This window comes from Vannielia sp. (genome assembly GCF_029212645.1).
Lineage (GTDB): Bacteria > Pseudomonadota > Alphaproteobacteria > Rhodobacterales > Rhodobacteraceae > Vannielia.
The window spans coordinates 30,288-43,928 of record NZ_JARGND010000017.1 but is presented as its reverse complement, the minus strand read 5'-3'; the positions used below and the strand labels follow the sequence as shown (position 1 = coordinate 43,928).

Below are 13,641 nucleotides of genomic sequence, written 5' to 3'. Positions count from 1 at the left end.
GGTGCGCTGGCACTAAAAAATATGGGTACGGGAACACTTATGTCTGAGCAGAACAACGAACCGAATGAAGGGCTACGGCGCCAAATCGACGAGAACCTGCGGCGGGTTTACCAATCGCAGGTGGAAGAGGAATTGCCTGATCGCTTTACCGATCTTCTCGCGAAGCTCAAAGCCCAGGATAGCAACTGTGGATCGTCTGAATGAACGATGCATCCTCACGGGCGACATCGACAGATCCACGCGATGAGATCGTCGAACACCTCCCCGCCATGCGTGCCTTCGCCATGAGCCTCGCCCGAAATTCGGCCCAGGCCGATGATCTGGTTCAGGACTCGGTCGTCAAGGCGTGGTCAAACTTTGACAAGTTCAAGGAAGGCACCAACCTGCGCGCCTGGCTCTTTACCATTCTGCGCAACACCTTCTACTCCGCCCGCCGCAAGGCTGGCCGCGAAGTGGCTGATGTGGATGGGGTATTTGCCGATGGCCTCGCCACCAAGCCCGACCATGACGGACGCCTTGCCCTGGCAGATTTCCAGCGCGCCTTTGCCACTCTGCCCGATGAGCAGCGTGAAACCCTGTGGCTCGTGGGCGCTCTGGGCATGTCTTACGAAGAAGCCGCCGATACGTGCGAATGCGCCGTTGGCACCGTCAAATCCCGTGCAAACCGTGCCCGCGCCCGCCTTGCTGAAATGCTCAACCTTGACGAAAAGGAAAAAATGGAGCTGACCGAACAGGGCACCATGGCTGTCCTCTCGGCAAGCGCGACACGGATCGGCTGATCCGAAAGAGGGGGCGGCACATGCCGGCAAGAGTTATCGGACGTAGCCTCGTTTTTCGGGTGGCGCTGCTGCTGTCGGTTGCGCTGCTGCCCGTTGGCATTATCGCCTTGATGCAAACGGCCAATGTTTCGCGGCAGGGCGAAGCGCTGAAACGCTCGGCGCTCTACGGGCAAACCGTGGCCGATGTGGAGCCGCTGCGCGATATGGTCTATGGTGGTTTTGCCTCGGCACGGGTGCTGGCAGCCAGCGTTGTCACCACCCGGCAAGACCCGGACGCCTGTCACCAGACGATGCAGGAATTTACCGACAGATCCGTCACTTACACGCTGGCGACCTTTGTTCAGCCCAACAATGTGACCACTTGCAACTCCCGCGGTGAAACCTTTGAGCTGGGAGGCTCGACCTTTTCCGAACAGATGCATCGCGACAGGGTGCCAAGCGCCCAGGTGCTCGACCGGGGCCGCATCAGCGGGATTCCGGTGCTGATCATCGGCTACCCGGTTTATGACGACGCGGGCTACCTTGGTTTTGTGTCCGTCTCGATTGAACGGGCGCAAATCGACAGCAACAAAACCGTGACGCACAACCCCGTGCAAGGCGCCGCAGATATATCCCCGGTGCCGATTGATCTGCTCACCTTCACCCGTGACGGAAATATCATCTTCTCCGGCTTGGCCGTGCCAAAGCTTGGCCCGGAACTGCCGCTTGATATTGATCTCGAGCAACTGCCGCTCAGTGGCGATACCGCCTTTGCCAGTGTCAGCCGCGGCGGCAAGAATCGCATCTATACCGTCGTCACCGTTGTTCCGGATCTTGTTTACGCGGTGGCCATCTGGCGCAATACCGAACCGGGCAATGTCTTGCTTGGGGCGGCTTTCTTCCCGATGCTGATGTGGGCGATTTCACTCGCGGTGGCCTATATCGCGGTGCATCGCCTTGTGCTGGTGCACATCCGCCGCCTGAGGGGGCGGATGATCCGCTTTGCCGCTGGCGACCGCGATCTTGCGGAGGGAGGCAGCATCCCGCGAACTGCCCCGGCAGAGCTGCGCCAGATGGATGAAACTTTCATGACGATGGCCGAGACGATCATCCATGATGAGGCAGAGCAGGAGAACAACCTGCGCGAGAAAAACCTGCTGCTGCGGGAGGTTCATCACCGGGTAAAGAACAACCTTCAACTGATCGCTTCGATCATGAACATGGAACTCCGCAAATCCCGCGCCCCGGAAGCGCGGGCGACCTTGCAGCGCGTGCTTGACCGGGTGTTGGGGCTCGCAACCGTCCACTCCAGCCTTTACAAAACGTCGCGGCTCACAACGGTCCACGCCGATGCGCTGCTCTCGACGATCCTGCGCCAAACGCTCTCGACCGCGCTGCCAAAGGATGCCGGGGTCACGCCCGAACTCGACATTGCCTCCCTGCAAATCGCCCCTGATCAGGCGGTGCCCGTGGCCCTGCTCACGACAGAGGCCGTGACCAATGCGACCAAGCACATGGGCCACCCCGACGGCCCCGGCACGGCATGGCTCAAGGTGGTGATGGAGGAGTTGGAACCCAAAGAAACCACCCCGGATGCGCCCGACAAGAAGCCCCGCGCCCGGTTGGTGATCTCAAATTCCAAGGGCGCACCCCTCACCAGAAACTATGAGCCGCCCGGCAAAAACGGGCTTGGTTCGCAGCTTATCCGCGCCTTTGCCGCACAACTTGGCGGGCGGCTTGAGGTGGAGGACGAGGAAGACAGTTTCTGCCTGTCCCTGACGTTTGCCATTGAACCCGGCCCGCTTGATGGCCCCGGCGTGGAGCATGCCCCCGGAGAGGCCGCGCCCACCGCAGCGGATGCTGCGCAATGAGCGCCGCCGGGCAATCCGCGCCCCTGCCCGATGTGAGCGATTGTAAGCTGTTGCTCACCGCCGCCGAGGCGTTCCCGGCGCTGGAGCGGGCCATTCTTGCGGCCCATGAGCGGGTGGTGCTGAGTTTTCGGGTGATTGATCTGGCAACCCGTCTGCGCAGTGACGAGGGCCGCGCAATAGGGGAAACATGGGCTGATCTGCTCGCCGATGCGCTGTCACGCGGTGTGTCGATCCGCCTTGTGGTGGCGGATTTTGATCCGATTGGCGCGCCTGAGCTGCACCGGATGAGCTGGCACACCATTCGTCAATGCGCGGCCGTGCGTGAGATGGCGGGCGACGAGGCGGCACCGTTTGAGGCCATCGCCGCGCTGCATCCTGCGCGCATTGGCAAGGTTCTGGGCATTTTTCTGTGGGCCGTCGCGGCCACCAAGCTGCACCAAGCCGCCGGGATCGTAAACCACCGCCCCGAAGCCGCACGCGAGCGGTTTCTGAGCGAAGCCCCGAGGTTGCGCACGCATCTGGTGAAGACAGACAGCGAAACCCATAAGGTGCGCCCCAACTGGTGGCAGCGCTTTTCGCTGGCGCCCGTGACCCACCACCAGAAACTGGCGGTCATCGACGGCAAACGCCTTTTCATCGGTGGCCTTGATCTGGATGAACGCCGCTGGGACACGCCCGAACACAGCCGCATGGCGCAGGATACCTGGCACGATATCCAGATGCTGTTTGACGAACCCGCCCTGGCCGCTCAGGCCGAGCGCCATGTTGATCTGTTCCTTGATCAAACCGCCGGAAAGCCGGGCTGCCCGCCCCCTCTTGGCCAGCCCGAGATGCGGCCTGCGACCGAGGGGTTGCGGTTTATCACCACGCTGTCGCGCCCCAGCCCGATGAAGGTTTTGCGCTTTGCCCCCGAAACCGCCTCTCGCGGAATTTACGCGGCGCATATTGCGCGCACGGCGCAGGCAAAACACCTCATCTATCTGGAATCGCAGTTCTTTAGAGACACGCACCTCGCTCGCGCCCTGGCCGCACGCGCGGCGGCCGAACCGGGCCTCAACTGCCTGTTGGTGCTTCCTGCGGCCCCTGAAGAGGTGGCCTTCAACTCCGGCGGAACCGATGCGCGGTATGGCGAGTATCTTCAAGCGCGCGCCCTGCGCAAGCTGCGCCGGGCCTTTGGCGAGCGGCTGTTCATTGCCTCTCCGGCCCAGCGCCGCCGCCCCGAAAGCCCATCCGACGAGGTCGGCGAAGCTGGTGTGGGAGAGCCGGATGGAACCGGGCGCGAAAAGCATGGCGGGCTGGGCCGCGCCGCGCTCTTTGGCGCGCCGGTGATCTATGTTCATGCCAAGCTATCGGTGTTTGATGAAGCGGCGGCGATCGTTTCATCGGCTAACCTGAACGGGCGCTCGATGAAATGGGATAGCGAAGCCGGGGTCGAAATGACCCACCGGGGAGATGTGGAGATGATCCGCGAGCGGGTGGTGGACCATTGGTTCCCCGATGCGACCGAAGCCCAGCGGGACCGCTTGATTGATCCGCTCACCGCCCGCGAAGCCTGGGAAAATATCGCCCGCTCCGATGCGGCCCGCTCGCCCGAAGATCGCCAGAGCTTTCTGCTGCCCTTTGATCTGCGCTCAACCGCGCGGTTTGGCCATCAGGTGCCCGGCATCCCGGAACAAATGGTGTAGCGCCAGCGGCTCTGGACTATTCGGCCGGGTCCTTCACGGCATTGGCCACGTGTTCTGCGCCAACGAGCATATCGCCGCTTGGCTTCAGCAGGCCAGAAATCAGCAATACCCAAAGCAGCACCGGGATTGCCACGAAGCCCCCTAGTGCCCCCCAGAGCCAGACAAATGAGATCAGCGACAGAAAAATCGCTAGCGGGTTCACGGACAGGCGTTTGCCCACCAGAGAGGGGGTTACGAACTGGCCCTCGGTGACGTTCATGCACAGATACGCCCCCACTGGCAGCACCGCGAGGATCCCGTCAAACGCCACGATTCCACCAAGCGTCAGCAACACCGCAAACACCGCTGGCCCGAGATAGGGGATGAAGTTCAACGTAAAGGCCCCAAGCCCCCAGAGGATGGGGGAGGCCAGGCCAAAGGCGGCCATTACCGCGGCAACGGCGAGGCCAAGACAGGCGTTGATCAGGGTGATGGTCAGGAAATAGCGTGAGACCATGTGCTCGGCCTGAACGAGGGAGGTTTTGATCCGCTCGTTTTCACCTTCATCGCCACCGCTCATCGTGCGGCCCAACCACAGGTAAATCTGGTCACGCGTGAACAGAAAGAAAAACAGCACCCCGATGAAAACCATGATCTCGGCGGCGATGGCGGGGGCCAGCGAAATCGCGTCAATCGCCGTTGGCATTTGCACGCTGCCTTCCCCTTCTGCTGCCGCCTGCGGGCCTGCCTCGGCGGCTTCTAGGTTAATTGCCCCGGCCACGTTATCGGTGACTTCCTTGATGCCGCGCAGCATGTCCTGCATGTCATGCAGGGAGGATTGCAACTCATACCAGATGCTCGGGATCCGCTCGACTGCTGTCCAAACCACGGGTTCGAGCAGCAGGAACAAACCGGTGAAGCCGACGATAAACAAAAGCAGCAAAGTCCCGGCTGCCGCACCTGTGGGTAATCCGAGCCTGCGAAAAAACGAGATGGCCGGAGCAAGGATAACGCCTGTTGTGAGGGCCAGCACCACGGGGGCCAGGATCGCGGAGCCGATCTTGAGCGCCGCGATCACCGTAAAGGCGGCGATGACCATCAGGGGGCCATAGAGCCGCTTGCGGTTGGCTATGTCTGTCATGGTCATTGGTCCTGACTGGTGTGAAATGCGGTGCAAAAAAACGGTCGGGGGAAATTCTAACACAGGTAAGCACAAAAAACCCCGGGGACCGGAAAAAACCGGCCCCCGGGGCCAAAACGACGTGATCAGAGCAGGCCGCCTGTGAAGCGGCCCGCAACTGCGTGAGCAGGATCAGTCTTCATACGTTGGGAATTCTTCAAGCTGCTGCTCGGTGGTGCCCACATAGGCGCGCAGGTCGTCACCATCGGTCTGCTGTTGCAGCGAAATCCCGTCAAAGCTGATGGCAACCGGCTTTTCGCCAATGCCGAGGAAGCCACCCACATCGATGATCGCGTCGGTCACAACGCCATCGGTGGCGATCAGCACTTCGGAGATTTCACCAACGCGGTTGTCAGCGCTGTCATAGACAGGGGTGCCAACCAGTTCGTCAGAGCTCATCTGCGTCAGCGCAACGGTGGAATAACCTTCACGCTCAAACCCGTCCATCGGACGCTCGGCGGCCGCATTTTCATTCACCAAGGGCGTCTCCGTACCGGAGTTGGTCTCGGTCATTGTGCCATCGGCCTGCGTCATCTCAACATCGGACTGCGTCATTTCAGCATTAGCCCGTTCAAAGGCGGGGGCCTGGTCGAGCGCCTCCTTGGAGGAGGTGAGGGTGATGAAGTAGTCACCGGCGTCATCGCCATCCGACACAAGCTTCAGGTCATCCATGGTGAGGCCAACGGTTTTTTCACCCATGCCGAGGAAGCCGCCAACATCAACAAGGATGCCTTCAACTTCGCCGTTACGGCTGAGCACCACGTCATTCACTTCGCCAATGTCGTCCCACTCGGGGTCGGCGTCGTTCATGGCGGTGGTGTCATCAACATCGGTCTCGCTTACGTAAACGCGCTTACCGATCAGCGTCGAGGCCATGAGGTTGGTTTCGTCAGCCTGCTGAATAAAGCCGCTGTGCGCGCCATCCATCTCAACTTTCGTGTCGGCCATGTGTTGCTCGGCAAAGGCCGGCATTGCAATGGCTGCTGTCAGCGCGGTGGTTGCAAGAATGCGTTTCATAGTTTTTTCTCCCGGTTTAGTTCGTAGAGGATGAGGCGCTGTTCGCCTCGTCTGGATCAACAACAGGTGACGAAATGAATTGTTCCTGTTTTTTTATTCCCCAATTTATGGAACCGGCGGGATGCCGCCCGAGTTACGCGCGCCTTCCTTTTATATGCTGCTTATATACTGCGCGCGCCTCCCCGGGGGGTCCTGAATAAAACATCACAAATTATGCTGGCGGGGCGTTTTGAGTTTTTCACGGTCGCATCCCGCCCCTCAAAGGGGCGGCGAAAAACGAGAAAGGGCGCCCCGAAGGGCGCCCTAACTCACTGGATATGATGCCTTATCAGGGTGTGCGACCGCGCAGTGCACGGGCGACCATTGCAACCACGAAGAGCACGAGGAAGATGAAGAACAGCACCTGCGCGATACCAGCGGATGCAGAGGCAATGCCGCCAAATCCAAAGACAGCCGCGATGAGTGCAATAACGAGGAAAGTGAGTGCCCAGCCAAGCATTTTTAAATTCCTTTCGAGTTCGGTTTCTGCTCAGCGACCTTGATGCCGCCGATTTGAATGACCAACCTTTTCCAGCCTTTCTCTGTTCCACAAAAAATATTTTAAAAATTGAACGCGTTAATTGGAACCATTCGTCATGCGCGCAGTTAATGTGTCGAATGACATAACGTCAGACTTTAAATTCACCCCAGGAGGTTCCTACAATGGCACAGACAAAAACAACCGACAGCAACATCGCATCCGACGACATTGCTGCCCAAATTGAAGCGCTGAAAGCCGACATTGCCGGGCTGACCGGTGCCATGGCCGATCTGGGCCGTGCAAAAGGCTCCGAGGCGCGCCAGTACGCGGAAAGCAAGGCCGGTGAAGCAAAGGCACGCGCGCAAGAAGGCGCGGCATTCGTGCGTGGTCAGGCCGAGGACGCTTACGGGAAGGCGAATAACTTCGTCCACGAAAAGCCCGCCGCCGCACTTGGTATTGCGGCCGGTCTTGGCTTTGTCATCGGCCATATGATGGCGCGGAAGTAATCCGATGTTCGAGCGACTTCAAAACAGCGCGCGCTTCGCCGTGCGGCGAGCGGCTTTCTCCGGCGGGGCGGCTTTATGCCTCCTCGTTGGGGCGGGTTTCCTCACCGTGGCCGGCTGGCTCGCGCTGGTCGCGATCACGTCAGCGCAGGTCGCGGCCTTGATCGTTGGCTGCATCTGGGTTGGGGCCGGGTTTGTCCTTTTGGCACTCGGCCAGATGCGCCCCAAAGTGGATGTTCCGCCCGTTGAGAAAAACCCAAACGTAGAGGCCGCAGCCAATGGGGCCACCCTTGCAGAAGCCTTCATCTACGGGCTGGAATCCGGGCGGCGCAAAGCATCAAACCCGCCGGGCGCGAGGCGCTAATAGATGGCAACCGCCTGCAAAGACTGCCCGCTGCGCAAGAAGCCCCTGTTCAAGCAAATGGACGGGCGCGAAGTTGAGCATATGCAAAACTTCAAGGTCGGCGAGTTGCGCATTGAGGCGGGCGCAACCCTTTTGATGGAAGGGTCCAACAGCCCGCAGCTCTTTACGGCGCTGCGCGGCATGGGGCTGCGTTACAAACTTCTGGAATCCGGCGAGCGGCAGGTGGTGAACTTCGTCTTTCCCGGCGATTTCATCGGCCTGCAGGCCGCCGTGCTGGGCGAGATGACCCACTCGGTCGAGGCGAGCACTTCGATGACGCTTTGTGTGTTTGACCGCAAAGCACTGTTTGATTTCTTCAAAGCCTATCCTGAACGGGCCTATGTTGTGACCTGGCTGGCCTGTGTTGAGGAGCACTTTCTGGGCGAGGCTCTGCTGAGTGTTGGCCAGCGCACCGCGGTTGAAGCGCTTGCTTGGGCCTTGGTGCGGTTGCATCAGCGCGGCGAGGCGCTTGGATTGACCCGCAATGGTGAAATGAACCTGCCTTATCGCCAGCAAGACCTTGCAGACGCCCTTGGCCTGTCGCTGGTTCACACCAACAAGAGCCTCGCAAAACTGCGCGAAAAGCGCCTCGCCACATGGCGCAACGGGCGGCTTGAGCTGCACGATATCGCCGGCCTGCGCAACCTGGCGAAGATGGGCGATGAACCGGTGACAGAACGCCCGCTCATGTAGTGGGCCTGCCAAACCACTCAAACAAACCACCCAAAAATGCCGGAGTCCTTTTGGCAACGCCAAGGGCAATCCACGCGGCGGCTCTATAGACTTGCGGGGCCACCCGTGGTTGCTTTGCGTCATGATACGCAAGATCCCTTGGGGCTACGTTGCCTCCGCGCTCATCGTGGCGATGACCGCCGTTGTCCTGCTCTCATGGGGGCGGGAACCCATTTGCAAGTGCGGCTGGGTGAAACTCTGGCACTTTGAGCTGGGCACCTCAGAAGGGTCGCAGCACATCCTTGATTGGTACACCTTCAGCCATGTCATCCACGGTATCCTGTTCTTCGGGCTTTTGTGGCTGGTCGCCCGCCGTATGCCGCGGGGCTGGCGGCTTGCCATCGCGACCTTGGTCGAGAGCGCGTGGGAGTTGCTGGAAAACACCGAAACGGTGATCGAGCATTACCGCTCGGTGACGATCTCGCTCGACTACTACGGCGACTCGGTGCTGAACTCGGTTTCAGATATCCTCGCAATGTGGCTGGGCTTTTTGCTGGCGCGCAAGTTGCCGGTGTGGGCCAGTGTGGTGATGGTGATCGGCTTCGAGGTTTTCACCACATGGATGATCCGCGACGGGCTGGCGCTGAATGTGCTGATGCTGCTGCATCCGATTGAGGCGGTGAAGGCCTGGCAGGGCGCGTTGTAACGCCCTGACACTGTTGCTTAATCTATGGGGTGCGCGGGCAGAACGCGCCCCGTGCAGGTGCCAAAGCCCACACGGAAACCATCGCCCTCACAGTGCCCTTCAAGGGTGAGGGTATCGCCATCCTCAATAAAACTCCGGGTTTCGCCGGTGGTCAACGTGATCGGCTCGTGGCCGCCCCATGTTATCTCCAGCAGACACCCAAGGCTGCTTTTCTCGCTGCCTGAAATGGTGCCAGAGCCAAGCAGATCGCCCGTATTCATTGCGCAGCCCGATGAGCTGTGATGCGCAAGCTGCTGGGCGGCGGAATAATACATTTCCTTGTAATTCGTCTGGCTGAGCGTCGTCGCCTCGGTCGCGCCGGGTGGCGTGAGGCTGGCGGAGAGCTTGATGTCAAACAGGCCGGGGCTTGGCTCTGCGAGGTAGGGGAGCAGGGGCTTTTCGCGCTCAGGGGTTGAGGTGCGAAACGGCTCAAGCGCCGCAACAGGCACGATCCAGGGGCTGATCGAGGTGGCAAGCGCCTTGCTCAGGAACGGGCCGAGGGGTTGATATTCCCAAGCCTGAATATCGCGCGCCGACCAGTCGTTCAGCAGCACGTAGCCAAAAATCATTTCTTCAGCCCCGGCAACTGTCAGCGTGTCGCCAAGGGATGAACCGGTGCCAACAACCGCGCCGATTTCAAGCTCCATATCCAGCCGTTTGCAGGGGCCAAAGCTGGGCATCCGGGCATCCGCCTGCGCCACAAGGCAATCCGCGCGCGCAGGCTGGCCCATGCCTCGGGACCAAGTTCCATGAAATCGTTCCAATAGGGCACATCGAACACCGGCGATGAGCCAACTTTGAGCAGCCCCTCGGCTTCGGCGCGGCACAGATCAAAGATCATGTCGCCATTGGCGACATCGCGCCGTCTTCTGTCGAGAACACACCATAGGGCAGGTTGTTGAGCGGGAAGGGGTGCGCGGCGTCATTGGCCGAACCCACCCAAGAGAGCTTCAGGGTCAAGTCCGTTCCTTTCGTCGCGTTCTCAGCGTCATTTCGGGCGGTCTGGGGGGCTTGCCGCCGGCGCTTATGCAATTTGGCGGACACGAAGGTCCATGCGCGATAGCCACCAGTCGACCAGCCCTATACCGGCGGCCCATCAAACTTTTTCTCAAGGCTTTCCCAACAATCGATGTAATCGCCCTGCAAGGGAGCTTCCTTGGCCACGAACGCCGTGAGGTGCTGCGGGCGGAATGGCGGGCGCTTTTTCACCTTGGGCATTATGGCGAGATGACAGCGAGCGAGATCGTGATCCGTGCCAATTTGCACAAAACCAAGGTCAGCCGTGCCGTTGCGGCGCTGGAGCGGCGGCGGTTTTGGCCCCGTGAGGAGGTGGCGGATGATCGGTGGCACGAAACCCTGCGGATCACCCCAACAGGGCAGGCCGCCTACGCCGAACTCACCGGTCTGGCAGAGGCGCATAACACGCGGCTTTTACGCGGCGTTCCGGCTGCACAACGTGAGATGCTGTTCACATTTTTGCGAAAGATTGCAGGGCTTTAGCTTTGGTCAGGGGCAGCGGGTGAAATGACCCATAAAGCCCTGATCCCACCAAAAAAGCGTTTTGCCGTCTTCAACCATGAAGATCGCGTCGATCTCGTATTCCTGGCCCTCGCCAACACATTGCATGTGCATGTCCCAGGCATCGCCAGCGGCGAGGGGAGCAGCTGAGATGATATCGCAGGTGTTTTCGTAGCCGCGAAACTCGGTATCGGCGAGGTAGATCGGCGCCTGTGGGGTGGTGCCGGTTTGGTTGGCGCACCACGCGGGCTCGGCGGCCCAATGCCCGGCCCATGGCGGCATCTCTGCAAGCGCCGGGGTGGCGCAGGTGAGGGCAATTACCAGGGCAATAAAAGGGCGCATAGGGGGTCTCCGGCTAGGGTGAAACCAGCCTAGCCGGAGAGAAGCGCTTAGTCGAGGCAGGAGGCGTAACCTTTTGAAATATGGGTCAGAAGCGCCTCATACTGGCCCGGCCCGGCGGGCAAATCGCGGCCCAGCGGATCAAGCGGCTGTGCCTTGAGGTTGGTGTCTTCGGTCAGAGTCTTGATGGTGGCCTGAGGGGTGTCAGGCTCAACGATCAGGCAGGTGATGCCGTCTTCAGCCGCGTGGCGCACCTCGGACATGGCACCGGGAGTGGGGGCCTCGGCGTTGACGCCGGTGAGCGCATGGGCCGGGGCAAGGTGGAAGCGGGCCTCGAAGTAGCCAAACGCGCTGTGCGTGGCGAGGTATTCCACATCGTGGAAGGGCGCCAGCTTCTCGGTGATTTGAGCCTGCAATGCGCCGAGAGACTCAGTGGCTCGGGTGGCGTTGGAGTGGTAAGTTTCAGCATTTTCAGGGTCTTGCGCGGCGAGCTCTTCGGCGATCATCGACAGCCAGATTTGCCCGTTTTCCGGGTCGAGCCAGACGTGCGGGTCACGCGAGCCGTGGTTGTGGCCGTGGTCATCTTCGGCGGCGTGCTCTTCATGCTCGTCGTGGTCATCGTGATCGGCATGTTCTTCATGATCGTCGTGATCATCGTGGTCAGCATGCTCATCCTCGTGATCCTCGTCGCCGTCATGGGCGTGTGCCTCTGACGAGGAGCGATCCAGGATCAGCGTTTCGGGTCGCTCCATCAGGGCGGTAACCTTTGCATCCCTGGCGAGAACCGATAGCGATTTCTCCAACCCAGGAGACATATCGGGGCCGACCCAGAAGACCAGATCGGCGTTTTCAGCCAGCCCTGCCTGGCTGGGGCGCAGGCTGAGGCCGTGGCCCGAGGCGTTGCTGTCAAGCAGCAAATCGGGGGTGCCAACGCCTTCCATCACCTGTGCGACGAGGGAGTGGATGGGGGGCAGATCGGTGAGCACCTGCGGCTCTGCGAGGGCAGGCGTGGCGACGAAGAATAGGGGAATGAGGGTGCGCATGGGGCCTCCGGGTTGATGTCTCCTCGGAGGTCTATTTGTTATGTTATAACAGCGCAAGCGCGATTTGAGGTGCTTGCGGCGCAATTAGATGAGGTTCGCGCCGCAAGCTCTTGATTTATCAGCTTTCCAGCATCACCAGCGCGTGGCGCTTTTTACCTGCCGACAGCTTGACCGGCGAGGACAGCGCGGCGGCATCAAGCATAAGGCCAGCATCGGTGAGCGGCGCGTCATCCATCCGGGCGCCATTTTCGGCGATCAGGCGCTTGGCCTCCTTGCCGGTTTTGGCCAGACCGGAGCGCACGATGAGCTGCACGATCGAAATGCCATCGCTAACATCGGCGGGAGCGAGCGACAGGGTGGGCAGATCATCGCCCACGCCGCCCTTTTCAAAGACTTCCCGCGCTGTGGACTCTGCCGCCGCCGCCGCCTCTGCGCCGTGGCAGAGCGTGGTGACCTCATTGGCGAGCCGGATCTTGGCTTCGTTGATCTCGGCCCCTTCTAGCGCACCGAGCCTTTCGCATTCGTCAACGGGAAGCTCCGAGTAGAGCTTGAGGAAGCGGCCAACATCGGCATCGGTGGTGTTGCGCCAGAACTGCCAGAACTCATAGGGCGCGCACATATCGGCATTGAGCCAGATCGCGCCATTGGCCGATTTGCCCATCTTCTTGCCGTCCGAGGTGGTGAGCAGCGGCGTGGTGAGGCCATAAATCTCATGGTCGAGCACCCGGCGGGTGAGGTCGATCCCGTTGACGATATTGCCCCACTGATCACTTCCGCCAAACTGCGCGAGGCAGCCATAGCGGCGATTAAGCTCAAGGAAATCATAGGCCTGGAGGATCATGTAGTTGAACTCAAGGAAGCTCAGGCTTTGCTCACGGTCGAGCCGCGACTTCACGCTCTCGAACGACAGCATCCGGTTGACCGAGAAGTGGCGGCCAATGTCGCGCAGGAAATCAAGGTAGTTCAGCCCATCGAGCCACTCGGCGTTGTTGAGCATAAGCGCGGGGGTTTCGCCCTCGTAATCGAGGTACTTGGCGAACACCTTTTTGATGCCTGCGATGTTGTCATCAATCTGGTCCGGGGTGAGCAGGGGGCGCTCATCGGCGCGAAAGCTCGGATCGCCCACCTTGGTGGTGCCGCCGCCCATGAGGGTGATCGGCTGGTGGCCGGTTTTTTGCAGCCATCTCAAGGTCATGATCTGGATCAGCGAGCCAACGTGGAGGGATTTGGCGGTCGCGTCAAAGCCGATATAGCCCGGCACCACGCCCTTGATCAGTGCTTCGTCAAAGGCTTGATAGTCGGTGCAATCCGCCAGAAAGCCTCGCTCCATCATTACGGCCATGAAGTCCGATTTTGGGTGGTAGGTCATATCGCTTTTTTCCATGTTGCGAAAGGTGTTGAGCCCCCC

16 protein-coding genes and 1 pseudogene are annotated in these 13,641 nt (G+C 60.4%); 9 read left to right on the top strand and 8 right to left on the bottom strand.

All coding sequences use genetic code 11. The annotated features are described in order from the left end of the window. The first annotated feature begins 39 nt into the window (after window positions 1-39). The 4 genes from P1U55_RS07600 to P1U55_RS07585 are packed head-to-tail and all read left to right on the top strand — an operon-like array spanning window position 40 to window position 4,314. Entirely contained in the window at window positions 40-204 is a 165-nt protein-coding gene (locus tag P1U55_RS07600) for a NepR family anti-sigma factor (protein WP_301046935.1), read from the top strand. Continuing rightward, a complete protein-coding gene (locus P1U55_RS07595; RefSeq protein WP_301046934.1) occupies window positions 201-779 on the top strand; it encodes an RNA polymerase sigma factor in 579 nt (192 codons plus the stop codon). The genes P1U55_RS07600 and P1U55_RS07595 overlap by 4 nt, the downstream gene beginning before the upstream one ends. 20 nt (window positions 780-799) lie before the next feature. Continuing rightward, the gene (locus tag P1U55_RS07590; RefSeq protein ID WP_301046933.1) at window positions 800-2,629 is read left to right on the top strand and encodes a sensor histidine kinase; all 1,830 of its coding nucleotides are present in this window, start codon (window positions 800-802) and stop codon (window positions 2,627-2,629) included. Next, on the top strand, window positions 2,626-4,314 hold the full coding sequence (locus P1U55_RS07585; RefSeq protein ID WP_301046932.1) for a phospholipase D-like domain-containing protein: 1,689 nt from the start codon (window positions 2,626-2,628) through the stop codon (window positions 4,312-4,314). The genes P1U55_RS07590 and P1U55_RS07585 overlap by 4 nt, the downstream gene beginning before the upstream one ends. 16 nt (window positions 4,315-4,330) lie before the next feature. Here P1U55_RS07585 and P1U55_RS07580 read toward each other — a convergent pair whose 3' ends face one another. The 3 genes from P1U55_RS07580 to P1U55_RS07570 form a co-directional block, all read right to left on the bottom strand. Beyond that, window positions 4,331-5,434 (bottom strand): AI-2E family transporter, encoded by a 1,104-nt coding sequence (locus P1U55_RS07580; RefSeq protein ID WP_301046931.1) that lies wholly within the window; start codon window positions 5,432-5,434, stop codon window positions 4,331-4,333. A gap of 171 nt (window positions 5,435-5,605) precedes the next feature. Continuing rightward, entirely contained in the window at window positions 5,606-6,490 is an 885-nt protein-coding gene (locus P1U55_RS07575; RefSeq protein ID WP_301046930.1) for a PRC-barrel domain-containing protein, read from the bottom strand. Between the two features lie 328 nt (window positions 6,491-6,818). Next, window positions 6,819-6,989 (bottom strand): DUF1328 domain-containing protein, encoded by a 171-nt coding sequence (locus P1U55_RS07570; protein ID WP_301046929.1) that lies wholly within the window; start codon window positions 6,987-6,989, stop codon window positions 6,819-6,821. A 203-nt stretch (window positions 6,990-7,192) separates the two neighbouring features. Here P1U55_RS07570 and P1U55_RS07565 point away from each other — a divergent pair, with 203 nt between their 5' ends. The 4 genes from P1U55_RS07565 to P1U55_RS07550 all read left to right on the top strand — a co-directional run bounded on the left by P1U55_RS07565 (window position 7,193) and on the right by P1U55_RS07550 (window position 9,294). Then, window positions 7,193-7,516 (top strand): DUF883 domain-containing protein, encoded by a 324-nt coding sequence (locus tag P1U55_RS07565; RefSeq protein WP_301046928.1) that lies wholly within the window; start codon window positions 7,193-7,195, stop codon window positions 7,514-7,516. 4 nt (window positions 7,517-7,520) lie between these two features. Further along, the gene (locus P1U55_RS07560; protein ID WP_301046927.1) at window positions 7,521-7,877 is read left to right on the top strand and encodes a phage holin family protein; all 357 of its coding nucleotides are present in this window, start codon (window positions 7,521-7,523) and stop codon (window positions 7,875-7,877) included. A 3-nt stretch (window positions 7,878-7,880) separates the two neighbouring features. Beyond that, on the top strand, window positions 7,881-8,609 hold the full coding sequence (locus tag P1U55_RS07555; protein WP_301046926.1) for a Crp/Fnr family transcriptional regulator: 729 nt from the start codon (window positions 7,881-7,883) through the stop codon (window positions 8,607-8,609). A 121-nt stretch (window positions 8,610-8,730) separates the two neighbouring features. Next, window positions 8,731-9,294 (top strand): DUF2585 domain-containing protein, encoded by a 564-nt coding sequence (locus P1U55_RS07550; RefSeq protein WP_301046925.1) that lies wholly within the window; start codon window positions 8,731-8,733, stop codon window positions 9,292-9,294. A 17-nt stretch (window positions 9,295-9,311) separates the two neighbouring features. On the opposite strand, the pseudogene P1U55_RS07545 reads toward P1U55_RS07550, so the two are convergent. Together P1U55_RS07545 and P1U55_RS07540 are read right to left on the bottom strand one after the other, a co-directional pair. Beyond that, window positions 9,312-10,293, bottom strand: a pseudogene (locus P1U55_RS07545) (fumarylacetoacetate hydrolase family protein). A gap of 120 nt (window positions 10,294-10,413) precedes the next feature. Beyond that, window positions 10,414-10,551 carry a hypothetical protein gene (locus P1U55_RS07540; protein ID WP_301046956.1) on the bottom strand — a complete coding sequence of 46 codons (138 nt, stop codon included), beginning with the start codon at window positions 10,549-10,551 and terminating at the stop codon, window positions 10,414-10,416. 9 nt (window positions 10,552-10,560) lie between these two features. Here P1U55_RS07540 and P1U55_RS07535 point away from each other — a divergent pair, with 9 nt between their 5' ends. Next, the gene (locus P1U55_RS07535) at window positions 10,561-10,833 is read left to right on the top strand and encodes a MarR family winged helix-turn-helix transcriptional regulator (RefSeq protein WP_301046924.1); all 273 of its coding nucleotides are present in this window, start codon (window positions 10,561-10,563) and stop codon (window positions 10,831-10,833) included. Window positions 10,834-10,839: 6 nt separating this feature from the next. On the opposite strand, the gene P1U55_RS07530 is transcribed toward P1U55_RS07535, so the two are convergent. The 3 genes from P1U55_RS07530 to tyrS all read right to left on the bottom strand — a co-directional run bounded on the left by P1U55_RS07530 (window position 10,840) and on the right by tyrS (window position 13,602). Next, window positions 10,840-11,193: a hypothetical protein gene (locus tag P1U55_RS07530; RefSeq protein ID WP_301046923.1), complete on the bottom strand. Its 354-nt coding sequence runs from the start codon at window positions 11,191-11,193 to the stop codon at window positions 10,840-10,842. A 47-nt stretch (window positions 11,194-11,240) separates the two neighbouring features. Next, the gene (locus P1U55_RS07525) at window positions 11,241-12,233 is read right to left on the bottom strand and encodes a zinc ABC transporter substrate-binding protein (RefSeq protein WP_301046922.1); all 993 of its coding nucleotides are present in this window, start codon (window positions 12,231-12,233) and stop codon (window positions 11,241-11,243) included. A 118-nt stretch (window positions 12,234-12,351) separates the two neighbouring features. Next, the gene (gene tyrS / locus P1U55_RS07520) at window positions 12,352-13,602 is read right to left on the bottom strand and encodes a tyrosine--tRNA ligase (protein ID WP_301046955.1); all 1,251 of its coding nucleotides are present in this window, start codon (window positions 13,600-13,602) and stop codon (window positions 12,352-12,354) included. Between the last annotated feature and the right edge of the window lie 39 nt (window positions 13,603-13,641).